Below are 14,842 nucleotides of genomic sequence, written 5' to 3' on the forward strand. Positions count from 1 at the left end.
TTGATGTTTATTTTGATTCTCGGAAGATTATTTTCTTCTAATATTTTAGATAATTACTAACGACAATCTTCGCTTTCAAATCAAACATTAAATTGTACAAACCAAAGAAGGTACGGTTCATATAAATGAAATGTTTAGATCCACGATTTCCGTTCATTTTTTTGAGGCTCGTATCATTAGAGAAACGTTCGCCTAATTTGGCAATGCTGTCAAAGAAAGTTTCATCAGCAAAATCGAAAGTTTCATTTTGGAATGGTTTCGTAAAAAGGGATAACAAATCATGAAACATCTCAGTGAAATACTCGATTTCTGCCGGAGTATCATCCCGACGAAGGATTTCTAACTCGAACAACTTTTGATTAAAAAGTGCTTTATCAGTAATTACATTTTTATTAATTAACTCAAAATACGGCACATAAAATTCTTCGGGAATTATTTTCATACATCCAAAATCAAGCGCAATCAAACGGTTTTGATCGTCTACCAAAAAGTTTCCGGGATGTGGATCTGCGTGTACTTTTCTAAGAACATGAATTTGGTACATATAAAAATCCCAAAGTGCCTGCCCTAGTTTATCGCCAACTTCTTTGTCTGTATTGATGGCGGTAAATTCAGAAAGATGAATTCCGGTCATCCAGTCCATGGTGATGATTTTCTCTGACGAAAACTCAGGATAATATCTTGGGAAAAGTAAATTTTCGATTTTACTGCACGCTTCAACTACTTCTTCACTTTGTTTTAATTCGAGTAAATAATTGGTTTCTTCGATGAGTTTGTCTTCGACTTCTTTAAAATATTTATCAGAATCTTTTCCCTGAAGGTTAAACATTCGAATTGCGATGGGTTTTACTAAAGCTAAATCTGATGAAATACTATTGGCAACACCGGGATATTGAATTTTAACGGCTAACTTTTTTCCGTCTTTTACCGCCAAATGTACCTGACCAATACTGGCTGCATTGACAGAATTGGCATTGAATTCATCGAAGATTTCGTAAGGCGTTTTTCCAAAATTAGTTTTAAAGGTTTTTAAAACCAATGGAGCAGAAAGCGGCGGAACTGAAAATTGAGATAAAGAAAATTTCTCGACATACGCCTGAGGCAAAAAGTTCTTGTCCATGCTAAGCATTTGGGCCACTTTTAGGGCGCTTCCTTTCAGGCTTTTCAGTCCGTCGTAAATGTCTTCAGCGTTATTTTCGTTTAGTTTATCGCGTGTCAAATCAGGATTAACCATTTTTTCGGCATAATGCTTCACATAGTTTACACCTATTTTAGCACCGGTTTGCACCAGTTTACTGGCTCTTTCTATTTTTGACGTTGGTATATAATCGATTGTTTTCATTGTTTGCTGTAGATTTTTTCTTTAAAAAGAAATTTACCTAAATCTATCAAGTGATTTAGTGGTGTGACATTCATTAACTCAAATGAAGCATTAACTGATTTTTCGATGAAAATATCTGTTTTCTCAAAAGCGGCTGATTCATCATCAACCCAGAATTTTATCGTAAGCATTAATTGCAACCAGGCAGATTCCTGAATTCCTTTTTCCTGAAATTTCTGTAACTTTTCCTGTTCTAATCTGTAATCGTCGGTTAGGATTTCTGATACATATTCTTTAAAACTATTGCGAAGCGTAGTAAGCTGTACTAAGTTTTTTAACGGATTTCTATCGAATTTTAAGGATTGTAAAACATAACTTCTGTTGGCCGTCAGGATTTCAAAAAAAGTGAAATAAAAACTCAACATTTTATTTTTCATATCATATTCCAGGTAATCGGTGTTTTTATGCAACAAATCGACTGTGTTGGCAAAAAACAATCTGAATATTTCTTTTTCTAAACCTTCTAGTGTTCCAAAAAAGGCATAAAATTCGGCTTCGGTAAAATTATTTTCTTTTGCGAAATGATAAACCGATTTTGGCTTTTGTCCTTTTTCCAGAACTTCTTCCATATATATTGAAACGATGTCTTCTTTACTGATAGTCTTCTTTTTAGCTTCCATCTTATTAAATTTTTTAATTTGCCTTAAAGGTAATCAATGTTTAAGTATCTTTACTTATCGTTAAACAAAATACGCTGTTAAATAAATTATAAACTATCATGGCAAAAAATATTTTACTAACCGGAGGAACTGGATTTATAGGCAAACACCTTACTGATTTACTTATTGACAATGGTTTCGAAGTTTCAATTCTAAGCCGTTCTGATAGAAAAAACACTTCGTCGATCACGTATTACAAATGGGATTTGACCCGCAATTATATTGATGAAGAAGCGATAACAAAAGCAGATTACATTATTCATTTATCAGGAGAAGGAATTGTTGAAAAGCGATGGACTAAAAAACGTAAAAAAGACATACTCGAAAGCCGTACACAGCCTATCGATCTTATTTTTTCTGTCTTAGAGAAAAAGAATAAAAAGCTGGATGCATTTGTGTCTGCATCAGCAATTGGAATTTATGGTGCTCATACCAACCAGAATATATGTACCGAAAATACACCGCCGGCAAATGACTTTTTAGGCATTACTTGTCAGGAATGGGAAAAAGCGGCAGATCAAATAAATTCGTTAGGCATTCGAACCGTAAAAGTGAGAACCGGCATTGTATTGGGCAAAGACGAAGGTTTCCTTAAAAAAATTACCCCAAGTTTTAAAGCTGGTTTTGGTGCCATTTTAGGCACAGGCAAACAATATGTTCCGTGGATTCATATCGAGGATTTATGCAATATTTATTTGAAAGCAATTGCAGACGAGCAAATGCATGGTCCTTATAATTCCTGCGTTACAGACAACACCACAAACGCGAGTTTATCTAAAACCCTCGCAAACTTATTTGGATACAAAATCTGGCTCCCAAAAGCACCTGTATTTGTGCTTAAAATAGTTTTGGGCGAAATGAGTGTGGCTGTTTTAGAAGGCCAAAGGGTTTCATCTGAAAAAATAGAAAAAATGGGATTTGATTTTCAATTTACTGATCTAGAAACTGCACTTGCAAGCTGTCTGAATTAAATTTCATTTTAAAGTAAGATACATCGAATCATTGGTTTTAACGACTCCAATTAATTCGGTGTTGGCCGTTTTTGAAATTTTAGCCGCTATTTCGTTCGGAATCTGAATATTAAAATCAGATACAGAAATAGGAAAGTCAGATATAATCTGAATTCCGCCATCTACTTTTTTAATTAAAGCACTTACCAATACATCTTTCGATTTTCCGCGCAAAACCAATTTCCCTTTTATTTGATATTCTTTCTCCGTTTCATTGATATCCTTTAAATCAAACTTTTCGATTTTTCCTTTAAAAATAGCTTTTGGGTAACGACGGCTTTGCATATAGTTTTCGTTAAAATGTTCTTGCATCATGTCTAACTTAAAACGAAAATCTCTAACAAGCACAGTACAAATTAATGTACTTGTTTTAGGTTCCAGAACAATGGCAACCTGTCTGTTTACAGCTTTTACTTCTTCGAAGAAAGGTACCGAAGCTTCAAAATTGATAGTTCCTGTATTGGTGAAAAATTTATCCTGTGCGATAACAGAATAGGCCGTAAATAGCAAAATAAAAAAAGTAGTTTTTTTCATAATCGTCAATAATTTAAACAATTATGTCATTCGATTTTTTTTATTTTAAGAAGAGAAAAAAAACTGGACTTAATATAAGTTTTTAAAAATTGAATGGCAGTACTCCGTGAAAAAGTGATAACCAAATGTTTATACTTAAAGTTACGAAATTTTCACGGACACGGTTGCCGATTTTTGCCAAATATTTGTGAAATATTTTTTTGATGTAAAATATGGATTTTGAAAATGTGAAATGAAAGATAATGTCACATTATTATCGGCCCGTAGGGACTACATACACATCTAATAATTCCAATTTTCATATAAAATGAAATCATACTGAAAACATTATCCTTTTACTTCTGTACAAATCTCAATCAAAAAACCATCAAGATCCCTTAAATATGCTACAATTTGTCCCCACGGTTTTTGCGTTGGTTCTTTTACCATTATTGCACCAAATGAAGTTGCTTTTTGTACCAATTCGTCAACATTATCGGTGATAAAGCCTATCTCGATTGCAAAAGGTTTATCTTCAGGATTACTTTCGATAAAACCATCTTTTAAATTTTGAGCTGCTAATTTTTTTGAAGCAAATGAAATCGTTGTTTCTCCAGTGATCAATTCTCCATAATCCTTTTCAGGAGTTACAAATTTTCTTGAAAAACCAAATGCGTTTTCGTAAAATGCAATTGACTTTTCGACATCTTCTACATATAATATTGTGTATCCAAACTTTACCATATTCTTTAGTTTTAAATGGAGAGAATTATTCTAGCTAATTTCTAATAATACGTTGTATTTAGCTAAACCTGCCAAATCTTCAATAGAGCTTACATTGGTTACTTTTTCATGTTCTTCGACCTCTTTTCTAAGTTCAATATGTTTGATTGCTTTTCTAAAACGACGAACTTCGTCAAGGTTAGACAAAATTAATCCCGGTACCGGAACACTTTTCCCATCTTTATCTTTCGCTACCATTGTAAAATAAGAGGAATTGCAATGTTTAATTGCTCCTGTCTGAATATTTTCGGCTTCGACACGAATACCCACAACCATTGAGCTTCGACCTACATAATTTACAGAAGCTTTCATTGTAACCAGTTCACCAACCTCAATTGGTTTTAAAAAATTCACCGTATCAACAGAAGCCGTTACACAATAATTTCCTGAAAATTTTGAGGCAGAAGCAAACGCAATCTGATCCAGTAATTGCAGGATGTAACCTCCGTGAATTTTTCCGCTAAAGTTAGTATGCGACGGGAGCATTAATTCTGAAATACTGATTTTTGATGAAGATACCGGCTTAAAGTCTGTTGTCATATTATTTATATTTAAATGGGGAGTTTTCTTTTTGAATAGCAGTGATAAAAAAATGGGAATCTCCCCACCAGCTAAACGTTCTGTAGCGTTCTACATAAGTCAATTTTACATATTGTCCCTGTAGATTATTCAATTGATCTATTACTTCTTTATCACTGTCTAAAACCGAAAAGCTAAAAATTTGCGATCCTGAAACACCCTGGCTCAATTCACCTTCCCAGGTTTTCATTAGCACTCCTTTATGGCTCATTCTGATTAACTCGCCTGAACGATATCCCTCGCTGTAAGGAACATAATAGATAAAGGCGAAATAAGCCGTAAATGCCAATACACAAATTGCTGCGATAATGATTAGAATTCTTTTCATAAAATCTTAATTTAAAGATTGATTTTCGTCTATATTTGCAGCTCTGGCAACTATATTTTCCGGCAATGACTTTTTGGCCTTTGCTCCCATTTTCTTTAATTTTTCGACACTCGAAATTAAATTTCCTCTGCCATCAACCAATTTACTCATCGCGCTTTCATATTCTGTTTTAGTGTCTTTAATTTTGTTTCCAATTCTAACCAGATCGGTCACAAAACCTTCGAATTTATCATATAATGCTCCGGCTTGTCTGGCGATTTCAAAAGCGTTTTCCTGTTGTTTCTGATTGGCCCACATACTGTCGATGGTTCTTAAAGTAGCAAGCAAAGTACTTGGCGTTACAATTACGATATTGCGATCGAATGCTTTATTGTAAAGTGCAGAATCTTCGTTTAATGCAATGGCAAAAGCCGGTTCTATCGGGATAAATAGCAAAACAAAATCAGGACTTTCTATTTGGTACAAATCATGGTAATTTTTGTTGCCCAGTTGTTCCACGTGTCTTCTTATAGAATTTACGTGTTCTTTTAGAAAATCGATTTTAAGAATTTCAGATTCTTCGTTAATCCATTTTTCGTAAGCTACCAAAGAAACTTTAGAATCTACAATCATTTTTTTTCCGTCAGGCAAATTGATCACAACATCAGGAAAAACGCGATTTCCTTCGTTATTGGTAAAACTTTGCTGTACCTCGTATTCGCGTCCTTTTTCTAAACCTGATTTTTCTAAAACACGTTCGAGAACCAGTTCGCCCCAATTTCCCTGCATCTTACTATCACCTTTTAAGGCTTTGGTCAGGTTTAGGGTTTCCTTGCTCATTTGAGCATTCATTTCGCTTAAGCCTACTATCTGCTGACGAAGTGCTGCATGATAATCGATACTTTCTTTGTGGGTTTGCTCTACTTTTTGCTCAAAACCGTGAATTTTATCCTGCAAAGGCAGCAGGATATTTTTCATGTTTTCGCTATTTTGTTCGGTAAACTTTGCTGATTTTTCTTCGAGGATTTTATTGGCTAAATTTTCAAATTCTTTGGTGAATTTTTCCTGTAATTCCGTTATTTCGTTTTTTTGTTCTTTATGGCGTTCCCATAAATTTTCGAAATCTACTTCTTTCTTAGAAAGCTGAATCGCCAGACTGTCTTTTTCTGTTCGAACGTTTTCCTTTTCGACACCAACCAACTGAACCTGTTTTTCAAAATTATTCCTTTCCCTTTCAAATTGCTCTTTTTGCAATTGCAATTGGTTTATAGTCGAATTTAATCGCTCTTCGAGACTCACTTTTTCTGATTGAAATCTAGCCGAAAACAGCAACTTACCCAAAAATACTCCTAAAAATAAAGCGACAACAAAAGCTATTAAACAGGGAAGAAAATCGAACATAACGAAATTTATTTTTTAAAAAAGTAAAAGTAATCAATAATACGAAGTGCTTAATTTTTAAAATCGAAATTTCACATATTAATGCGCAGTCTGAATTAAAAAACCACTTTGAAAATTATTCGTCTTTAAAAAAAACTTTTTTTTAACGCAACCATTTCAAAACATGTGCATCTACAGTATATATAACCTATTAAAAAATTATCATGAAAAAATTAATGTTAAGCTTATTTATAGCTTTTGGATTCAGTGCATGCTCGCTTAATAATGACGATATAAAGGCTGATTGCGGGCCAACAGAAGAATCAGCTTTTATAGGAACTCCTCTTCTATGTGCATACAATGTAAAAACTTATCCAACTGTTCCCACTTATATATTAGTAAATTCAGATGAAAAATTACAAAGTTTCTTCACTAAGCGTGAAAGCTCTAGTGTTTGTCCAAATGCAGGTGATCTAAGCATCGATTTTACTAAAAATTATTTGGTTGGTCTTTTCTCAGGTCTTAAAACTACAACAGGTTATGGTATAAAAATAACTGGTATGGTAGAAAACAAATGCGAAATTCTGGTTACGTATTATGAAAAAGCACCTCAACCTGGAGAACCTATTAGTTCGACAGTAAACTATCCTAGCGATTTTATCTTAATTCCAAAAACTTTAAAACCAATTCTTTTTACTAAAACAAATGAGAATCCTGACAACATTGTAATAGGAAGCTATTTTAATCAATGTACAGGTGCAACAGACTGCAGAAAATTCTATCAATTGAATGATTATAATATCCTGAAATTCCAAAATGTTGCTGCCAATGGTTTTGATTTTAATCAATATAAATATACTGCAACAAGTAAAAAAGGAGATTATACACTGTTCTTAAAAAGCGTACCTGCAGAAATTTTAAGTTTAAAAGGGCAAACAAAAACTTACGGTTCGCCAAATGCAGCTGACCAGGGTGGTACTTATTTTGAGTTACGTCAGGCAGGAATTGTAACTAAGATTTTTATTGATAATAATGATACTAGTGATCAAAGTGCTGAAATAAAAACTTTCAAAAAAGCTATTCAGGATAAAATTGCGGCTCAAAAATAATCAGTCATGAAAAAGCAATTCTTATTATTTATCATAGTTATGTAGCTCTTTTCAATGGCTCATTCGTTAGAATCGACAAAAATGAACACCGGATCTATTGTAAAAACCTGGATCTGGCAAAAATCGACTGGAGGAGGCAGTAACCCATACACGGCGACACCTAAAACTATCGGATTTACAAAGAAGGTCATTTTTACTCCTGACGGAAGAGTTATCCCTTACAAAAACAATGTAGAAATTAGAAATAGTGCTTATCAAATAGAAAAAGGCAGCAGCTTTTTTGACCAGTCAGAAAACGACTTAATTACTTTTGAAGGCAAGACTTATATCACAGAAAGTCTTGACAATCAAAATTTAACGATTGTCAGCAATAACCAGGATGCAACCCTTACTATTTTTAAAAGGTAGTTTTATAAGCTTATAAAAACTATTTTTGCAAAACCAAACAATACTACTTTTTTGAAAGACGATTTAGAAAAATACATTCTACTGTGCATAAAAAATGACAGAGAGGGACAACTGAAAATTTATCAGTTGTTCTCTCCTGTTTTATATGGTATTTGCCTAAAGTATATGAAAAATGAGGATGATGCAAAAGATGTTTTTCAGGAAGCTTTTGTGATTGTATTTCAAAAAATAAGTCAATATAAATTTGAAGGAAGTTTTGAAGGCTGGTTAAAACGTATCTTCATTAACAAACTAATTGAAACCTTAAATAAAAAGAAAAAGGAAAGCTTTTTTTTAGATGTTTTTGATCCTGATACGGATTTTGTTGAGGAAGAAGAATTAGATATTGCTCCTATTGAACAAGAAAAACTATTAGAATATATCCGGGATTTACCTGATCAATACCGAACGGTTTTTAACTTATATGTTTTTGAAAAAATGAAACATCGGGAAATTGCAGAATTATTAAAAATTTCAGAAGGAACGTCAAAATCAAATTTAAACAGGGCCAAGCACATTTTGCAAAAAAGAATACTGAGCATAAAAAATTTTAAAATAGCATGAAAAAGCAAAATATAGAAGATATTTTTTCATCAATGGAAGACTTTTCGAGTGTTCCGCCTCCTGAATTATGGGGTGAAATTGAGAAAAAATTAGACAAACCAAAAAAGAAGAAAAGGGCTATTCTTTGGTGGTCGGCTGCGGCATGCTTATTATTAGGCTTGTTACTCCCTTCTGTTTTACATTTTAATTCAACTTCACGAATTAAAACGATACAAATTGATTCTCAGCAAAAAAATAATGTTGTTCTTGATGATCAGAAAAATGACACGAATACAAACAGAACAATCTCGACTAAGGAAAACAAATCAGGAAAAGTTGTTACCGAAAAAGAATCTGATATTATTAATGACGTTTCATCTATAAAAAACGAGGTTAATCAACCTAAAAATTCTCAAAAAAATCAAAATCAAAAAACAGCAGTTGCCCATTCAGACTCTAAAAATAATAGTAATAATGATATTTTAAATTCAAAAACAAATGCTGAAAAGCCAAATAATAATCAGGCTTTAGCCGAAAAAACACTTGTTTTGGATCAAAAAAACGGATTTAACTCAGATTCGCAGCATCAAATAGCGAAAGCTGATAAAAACGTTTCAAATCAGGTAGTATCAGAAAAAAATACTGTTTCAGGTAAAACAGCATTATTTAATCCAAATTCGAAAATTCAGCCTTTTACAGATAAGAAATTTTCGAACAAAACTTTGGCTGAAAAAGCTTTGGCAGCAGGCAAAACAAACGGATATAATTCAGTTTCTAAAAATCATATTGCAAATGCAGATAAAAAAGCCAGCAATCAGATCTTAGCCGAAAAAACGTTTTCTGCCGGTAAAGTCAATCCGTTTAATCCGAGTTCAAAAAATCAATTATCAAAATCAATTTTTGAAGATCAATCAACTTCAAAAAGCAACAATACTATTGCTTTTGCCACTGCAAACTCAAATTTGAGTGGTAATCAAAAAACTATAACTGACAATCAAGCGAAGCAAAACAGCGCTAATTTATTCTCTGAAAAACAACTGGCAAATAATCAAAAAAACAGTTCGAAATTTAATGATGTTCTAAGCAAAAAAGATTCTGTACAACTGGCAGAACTTCAAAATTTAGAAAAAGGTTTAAGCCCCGAAGAGAAAAAAGAAAACAAAGAGAAAAACAAACTTAATCCTAACGCTGAAAAATGGGCTGTTGAAGTTTTTGCCGGAGTTGCAAGTTCTGAAAACTACAAGAACGAAAAAACTCTGGGCAATACAAACGATTCAAGACAAAGTAACAGTTACGGAGTAAAAACCAAATACAAAATCAATAAGAAATGGGCGGTTGCTTCTGGATTAAAAATTAACGAATTAGGACAGAGTGTTGCAAACGTTTCGTATATAAGTGCAAAAAACAATACTTTCTTTAGTTCTAGTGACTATTTTAATCAAACTGCTTCGGCGGCTGTATCAGCACCTCTTACAGCTAATAATGATTACTTATTTGTTCCTAATTCGACTAGTGATGCATTCAAGCAAAATAACATCGAAAATAACAGTCTTAAAAATGGGAATCTGGATCAAAACTTACGATATCTCGAAATGCCTTTAGAAGTTTCGTATGTTGTTTTTAGTATGAACAGAGCAAGTGTCAATTTAAACACGGGTGGTTTTGTTGGAAAACTGATTTCTAATAATGTGGCATTAGATGGCAATTCGATTGGCCAGAATGTAAATGCAAATGATTATGTTTATGGGTCTACGTTAAGTAGTACATTGCAATATCGTGTTTACAAGAAAACAAACGTTTTTGTAGAACCTGCAATGAACTATTATATAAATCCGTTAAATAATCAATCTTTTAATCAGTTTCAATGGGGATTTAATTTTGGGTTGAATGTTTCTTTTTAAAGTTCTTTTTGTGGTATTTTTACCCAAATAACGCAACACACACCTCCCTTAAAATGACAATCAAAAACAATTGGAATGATCTAAAATCAGTGCCTAAAGATCTTATTATTGCAAAAGAATTGGTTTATGATTGTTGCGATTTTGAAATTGCATCACCTCAACCTGAAAATGAGAGTGCTGATTATGATGCCTATCGTTTTTATTTAAATCAAAAGAGGATCTGTTATCGGACGGCAAAAATTACTCCAACAAAAACAGGTCAGTTCGTAACTTTATGGAAAAGAAATCACAGCCGAATTATCGAGCCTTTTGATGCTTCAGATCCAATTGATTTTGTGATTGTAAGCGTTCGAAAAAATGATTTATTTGGACAATTTATTTTTCCGAAAAGCATCTTGCTGGAAAAAGGAATCTTTTCTACAGCAACTAAAGAAGGAAAAAGAGCCACAAGAGTTTATCCACCCTGGGATGAAACCACGAGCAAACAAGCGCAGAAAACACAACAATGGCAGTTGGATTTTTTCTATAAAATTTCTCCCGACATCGACTTAAACAAATTCAGAAGATTATTCTAAAAAATAAAGAGGCATCCACAACAGCAGATGCCTCTTTTATCATTTAGATTACTTTTATTTTTTTATAACCTTACCTTTATAAACAACTTTATTGTTCTCTGTCAAGGTATAAAAATAAATTCCGGATTGTAAATAACTTACCGGAATAGCGGTTGCACTCAAGTCTTGTGTTGCATTTATTTCTACAGAATTTCCAATTAAATGACCTGAAATATCATAAAATTTTAATTTTAGTTTCTTATTATCATTGGTTTTCACTTCAACATTTACAACATCTGTCGCAGGATTTGGGTATGCTTTTACCAGATATCCGTTTTTCAGCTCATAATCAATTATAGACAAGTTTCCTGTTAATTGAAAACGAGCTATTACTGGTCCGTGATCTGATGTTGTCGTGGTATAATTTGCAATATCCGTACGAGGATCATAAACTGCAATTGAATTTTGAATATACTGATCATTCAATTCATTAGAAATCATGATATGGTCTAAAAATCCTCCCGAACTCAGGAAACTATAAGCACCCGCCTTACTAATTTCTAAAGTAAGTGCAGTATAATTTGCGGTATCATCTACAAACATCTTATACGACGAAGGATTTGGAGTAATAACTGATGCTTTCACATCATCATTATAATCTCCTAAAATAATTAAATTAGAATTTGCATAATATTGATCTAAACTATCTTTTAATACCTGAGAATCATATTTACGCTGGTTGTATTTGCTAATATCAGTTCCGCTATTGGCACGAGCATGAAGATCAACCAAATTAAGCAGTTTTTTTACTCCGCCAATATTCGTTTCGATTTGCACCATATAAGGTAAACGTCCCGATGAAAAGAAACTTGAACCACTACCTCCTGGATAATTTGTTAAATTTTTTGTACCTGCACGAACTTCATCATACAAATCTTTGAACATTACTTTTGTAGCTTTGATAGTAGCAGTTTGTGTATTATAAAGAACTACGAGTTTTTGCGGAGGAAAACTAGGATCTGAATTTGGATCCCATGAATATGACCAAGATGTCGAAATTGTTTTATCGAAGGTCTTACCGTTTATATTTATTTTTTGAATTAAAGCATCAATTTGAGCATCACTGGAAACTTCCTGAACCACATATACATCAGCATTTAATTTATTCATGACTTTTGCCACGTTTTCAAGCTGTATCGTTTTGTCTGTGGGTCCGTAAGCCGCCGTTGGGGCTCCAAAAAATTCTAAATTATAAGTAACCACATCAAAAGTATCTTCTTGTGGTAATGAAGATCCGGTGAAAAACCCAATTTTCTTATTTAAAGAAGTTCCTGTTACCGTTAATGCTCCCGAAATTGCAAATGTTTTTACAGAAGGTACAAATCTTGTAAAAATTGTTTTGGTTGCTAATGCATCTGCCGAAGTAACAAAAACACTAGATTGAAACGAAACATTATCCAGCGACAATTGATAATCTGCCGGCGCTGTTAAGGTGATATCACCATAATTTTCAGCCTTAAGTGTAAATGACTGACTCGCAGAAGTATTTCCCTTATTTACTACTCCAAAATTTAAATTAGGATTCGAATCGACATAACCTATTTCATTGGTAATGGCAAAATCATCTATAGACCATTCTGCTGCATTATTTGTTCCTCCGGCTGTTGTTACATAAACCCACGCCAAATACGTGTTGTTGGTTTTATAAGCATCTAATTTGATGTATTGAGATTTAAAATACGATCCTGTTGTTATTGGAAATTTACCATCTAATTCTGTCCAGGTAGCCGTTTCAGGATTGCTTTTACCATCGTAATTAGTAGAAACCATTAATTTTAAATCGCTTCCTGAGTAGAACTTGCGGGAATAAAACGAAAGCAATGCCATTTTATCAAATTTAGCTGTATTGTCTAAACGTAATCTTGGCGAAATCAACCAGTCTTTGCTGGCTCCTGTATCAGAATATCCGTTCATCAATACTGCACCAGCTCCTGAGTTTACGTTTCTTGCTACTGTTGTTGTACTCCATTTATTTAATGGCCCTGCTACATCATATTGCGTCCAGGTACCATTAGTAAGAACATTTGAGTTATTAAAACCTTCCACATACGGATTAGTTCCTATTCCTGTAAGCATAACTGTTTTTGTTGCACCTTTGGTAATTTCATGTGCAATTTGTCCTGAAAAACTTTCAGCCACAGTTGGAGCAAATCTAACATAGACTGTCGGCGTCGCATTAGAAGCAAAATCTGTTGCTGCATATAGTATCGATGTGGCAAAATTGTTTCCGTCTTTCGAAACTGTAAAATTTCCTGTAGCACTTACCGTAACGTCTGTTGAAATATTTGCTCCCTGAATCTGGTAACTTAAATTTTCTGAATTATAATCTTGTTCTACTAATCCAAAGTCAAGAGAAGCAACTGTTGTTGCCAAAGATGGCACTAATACACTTGCAGTAGTCACATCTGTTTTAGTTACATTATCCTGAATATTATTGAAGGGATCTTCAGAAATAGAAAAAACAGAATAGGCAGTATTTAAACTTAATCCTGTAAAGCTTTTTACATATTCCAGAGAAGCATTTGTAATGTCAAGAAATCCAGATTGCAAAGCTGCAATTCCATTTGAATCCTGACCTACTTTTACTTGAGCAATTGTTGGAGCTGTACTTCCGCCTGGTAGTAAAACATAATAAGTCTTACCTATTTCGTCGATTTTATTAACAAAATCAAATCCTTGTCCCAAAATAGCAGCTGCCTTTGGGTAGCCAGTCTCATTAATAGGAGCGGCATCATCTCTTCCAACTATTATATTATCAATTGCAAAAGAAGGACGTGAACCTCCTCCTGATTCCTGTCTTGAAATCCATCTTATTTGAACTAATGGTTTATTTTCGCACTCAACAGGTAATATAATTTTTTTTGTTTCGAGTTTTTGATCTTTTACACCACTCAACTGATTTTCGGTATTATTTCTATAAGCTGTTGCATCTAACGTAACAAAAGGAGTGTTATCTCCAATTCTATATTGCAAAACCATTTCATTAATCCTGCTATTAGTCGTTTTTGGAGGAATATCATAAGGATTTCTAATCGTCATTGCATCATACTGAACCGGTATAGCAGTTTTACCTATAGTTGAAAAAGCAAAACCAAGTGTAAGATTTAGCGCACCTGTATTTAGAAAACCAATTTTTCCATCATAGTTATAAAAACTACCAGCAGTATTCGCAGCATCTTTACCAGCTATTATGGTTCCGTTAGCTGTTAGAGTAGCATCAGTAACATATGAGGTTTGACCTGCAGTATTACCACCCGCAACCCATCCCTGAAAACCAGGCAAAAAGTTTGTACCATCTATTGGCCAGGTACTAAAATCTTGTTTATAAGGCAATTTTAAAATTGGGTCAGGCATTATAATCTGCGCCAGAAGATTTCCAGAACAGCAACAACAAAAAATTAAAAGTGCCATGAGGTGGCGTACAGAGTAAATGTTTTTCATACGTTGAATAATAGAGTTTTTAGAAATCAAATTTATATCCTTTAAAGTTAAGAGAATATTGTTAAACCTTAAACTTATCGTGTCCAATTTTATAAAAATTCGCCAACTAAATTCACTTTAAAACCAAATTAATTAAACATTTATCAGACAAACACTAGCTTTACAAAATTATATG

14 protein-coding genes are annotated in these 14,842 nt (G+C 33.4%); 6 read left to right on the forward strand and 8 right to left on the reverse strand.

Features of this window, described 5'->3' with window-relative positions:
- Positions 1–37 precede the first annotated feature (37 nt).
- Positions 38–1,342 carry an AarF/UbiB family protein gene (locus IRZ78_RS11815; protein ID WP_194616743.1) on the reverse strand — a complete coding sequence of 435 codons (1,305 nt, stop codon included), beginning with the start codon at positions 1,340–1,342 and terminating at the stop codon, positions 38–40.
- Positions 1,339–2,001, reverse strand: coding sequence for a TetR family transcriptional regulator C-terminal domain-containing protein (locus IRZ78_RS11820; RefSeq protein ID WP_194616744.1), 663 nt, complete (start codon positions 1,999–2,001; stop codon positions 1,339–1,341). The genes IRZ78_RS11815 and IRZ78_RS11820 overlap by 4 nt, the downstream gene beginning before the upstream one ends.
- A gap of 98 nt (positions 2,002–2,099) precedes the next feature.
- On the opposite strand from IRZ78_RS11820, the gene IRZ78_RS11825 reads away from it, so the two are divergent.
- Positions 2,100–3,011 carry a TIGR01777 family oxidoreductase gene (locus tag IRZ78_RS11825; protein ID WP_194616745.1) on the forward strand — a complete coding sequence of 304 codons (912 nt, stop codon included), beginning with the start codon at positions 2,100–2,102 and terminating at the stop codon, positions 3,009–3,011.
- 3 nt (positions 3,012–3,014) lie between these two features.
- Here IRZ78_RS11825 and IRZ78_RS11830 read toward each other — a convergent pair whose 3' ends face one another.
- From IRZ78_RS11830 to rmuC, 5 genes are all read right to left on the reverse strand, one after another.
- Entirely contained in the window at positions 3,015–3,584 is a 570-nt protein-coding gene (locus tag IRZ78_RS11830) for a YceI family protein (RefSeq protein WP_194616746.1), read from the reverse strand.
- A 327-nt stretch (positions 3,585–3,911) separates the two neighbouring features.
- The gene (locus tag IRZ78_RS11835; protein ID WP_194616747.1) at positions 3,912–4,307 is read right to left on the reverse strand and encodes a VOC family protein; all 396 of its coding nucleotides are present in this window, start codon (positions 4,305–4,307) and stop codon (positions 3,912–3,914) included.
- Positions 4,308–4,337: 30 nt separating this feature from the next.
- Positions 4,338–4,886: an acyl-CoA thioesterase gene (locus IRZ78_RS11840; protein ID WP_194616748.1), complete on the reverse strand. Its 549-nt coding sequence runs from the start codon at positions 4,884–4,886 to the stop codon at positions 4,338–4,340.
- A 1-nt stretch (position 4,887) separates the two neighbouring features.
- Positions 4,888–5,253, reverse strand: coding sequence for a 6-phosphogluconate dehydrogenase (locus IRZ78_RS11845; protein WP_194616749.1), 366 nt, complete (start codon positions 5,251–5,253; stop codon positions 4,888–4,890).
- A gap of 6 nt (positions 5,254–5,259) precedes the next feature.
- Positions 5,260–6,633 (reverse strand): DNA recombination protein RmuC, encoded by a 1,374-nt coding sequence (rmuC, locus tag IRZ78_RS11850; protein WP_194616750.1) that lies wholly within the window; start codon positions 6,631–6,633, stop codon positions 5,260–5,262.
- A gap of 203 nt (positions 6,634–6,836) precedes the next feature.
- On the opposite strand from rmuC, the gene IRZ78_RS11855 reads away from it, so the two are divergent.
- The 5 genes from IRZ78_RS11855 to IRZ78_RS11875 are packed head-to-tail and all read left to right on the forward strand — an operon-like array spanning position 6,837 to position 11,187.
- Positions 6,837–7,721, forward strand: coding sequence for a protease complex subunit PrcB family protein (locus tag IRZ78_RS11855; protein WP_194616751.1), 885 nt, complete (start codon positions 6,837–6,839; stop codon positions 7,719–7,721).
- Positions 7,722–7,775: 54 nt separating this feature from the next.
- Positions 7,776–8,129, forward strand: coding sequence for a hypothetical protein (locus tag IRZ78_RS11860; RefSeq protein WP_228520452.1), 354 nt, complete (start codon positions 7,776–7,778; stop codon positions 8,127–8,129).
- A 51-nt stretch (positions 8,130–8,180) separates the two neighbouring features.
- A complete protein-coding gene (locus tag IRZ78_RS11865; protein ID WP_194616752.1) occupies positions 8,181–8,732 on the forward strand; it encodes a sigma-70 family RNA polymerase sigma factor in 552 nt (183 codons plus the stop codon).
- Entirely contained in the window at positions 8,729–10,612 is a 1,884-nt protein-coding gene (locus tag IRZ78_RS11870; RefSeq protein ID WP_194616753.1) for a hypothetical protein, read from the forward strand. Before IRZ78_RS11865 ends, IRZ78_RS11870 begins: the two co-directional genes overlap by 4 nt.
- A 53-nt stretch (positions 10,613–10,665) precedes the next feature.
- Positions 10,666–11,187 carry a MepB family protein gene (locus IRZ78_RS11875; protein ID WP_194616754.1) on the forward strand — a complete coding sequence of 174 codons (522 nt, stop codon included), beginning with the start codon at positions 10,666–10,668 and terminating at the stop codon, positions 11,185–11,187.
- A gap of 54 nt (positions 11,188–11,241) precedes the next feature.
- Here the strand turns inward: IRZ78_RS11875 and IRZ78_RS11880 are convergent, their stop codons facing one another.
- Positions 11,242–14,667, reverse strand: coding sequence for a choice-of-anchor J domain-containing protein (locus tag IRZ78_RS11880; protein WP_194616755.1), 3,426 nt, complete (start codon positions 14,665–14,667; stop codon positions 11,242–11,244).
- Between the last annotated feature and the right edge of the window lie 175 nt (positions 14,668–14,842).

The organism is Flavobacterium sp. CSZ, assembly GCF_015350725.1.
GTDB lineage: Bacteria > Bacteroidota > Bacteroidia > Flavobacteriales > Flavobacteriaceae > Flavobacterium.

What these genes read in the sequence shown, in the direction of transcription:
- rmuC (WP_194616750.1), bottom strand. Translation starts at nt 6,633, where the DNA reads ATGTTCGATTTTCTTCCCTGTTTAATAGCTTTTGTTGTCGCTTTATTT.
- IRZ78_RS11875 (WP_194616754.1), top strand. Translation starts at nt 10,666, where the DNA reads ATGACAATCAAAAACAATTGGAATGATCTAAAATCAGTGCCTAAAGAT.
- IRZ78_RS11815 (WP_194616743.1), bottom strand. Translation starts at nt 1,342, where the DNA reads ATGAAAACAATCGATTATATACCAACGTCAAAAATAGAAAGAGCCAGT.
- IRZ78_RS11825 (WP_194616745.1), top strand. Translation starts at nt 2,100, where the DNA reads ATGGCAAAAAATATTTTACTAACCGGAGGAACTGGATTTATAGGCAAA.
- IRZ78_RS11845 (WP_194616749.1), bottom strand. Translation starts at nt 5,253, where the DNA reads ATGAAAAGAATTCTAATCATTATCGCAGCAATTTGTGTATTGGCATTT.
- IRZ78_RS11830 (WP_194616746.1), bottom strand. Translation starts at nt 3,584, where the DNA reads ATGAAAAAAACTACTTTTTTTATTTTGCTATTTACGGCCTATTCTGTT.
- IRZ78_RS11870 (WP_194616753.1), top strand. Translation starts at nt 8,729, where the DNA reads ATGAAAAAGCAAAATATAGAAGATATTTTTTCATCAATGGAAGACTTT.
- IRZ78_RS11840 (WP_194616748.1), bottom strand. Translation starts at nt 4,886, where the DNA reads ATGACAACAGACTTTAAGCCGGTATCTTCATCAAAAATCAGTATTTCA.
- IRZ78_RS11880 (WP_194616755.1), bottom strand. Translation starts at nt 14,667, where the DNA reads ATGAAAAACATTTACTCTGTACGCCACCTCATGGCACTTTTAATTTTT.
- IRZ78_RS11855 (WP_194616751.1), top strand. Translation starts at nt 6,837, where the DNA reads ATGAAAAAATTAATGTTAAGCTTATTTATAGCTTTTGGATTCAGTGCA.
- IRZ78_RS11835 (WP_194616747.1), bottom strand. Translation starts at nt 4,307, where the DNA reads ATGGTAAAGTTTGGATACACAATATTATATGTAGAAGATGTCGAAAAG.
- IRZ78_RS11860 (WP_228520452.1), top strand. Translation starts at nt 7,776, where the DNA reads ATGGCTCATTCGTTAGAATCGACAAAAATGAACACCGGATCTATTGTA.
- IRZ78_RS11820 (WP_194616744.1), bottom strand. Translation starts at nt 2,001, where the DNA reads ATGGAAGCTAAAAAGAAGACTATCAGTAAAGAAGACATCGTTTCAATA.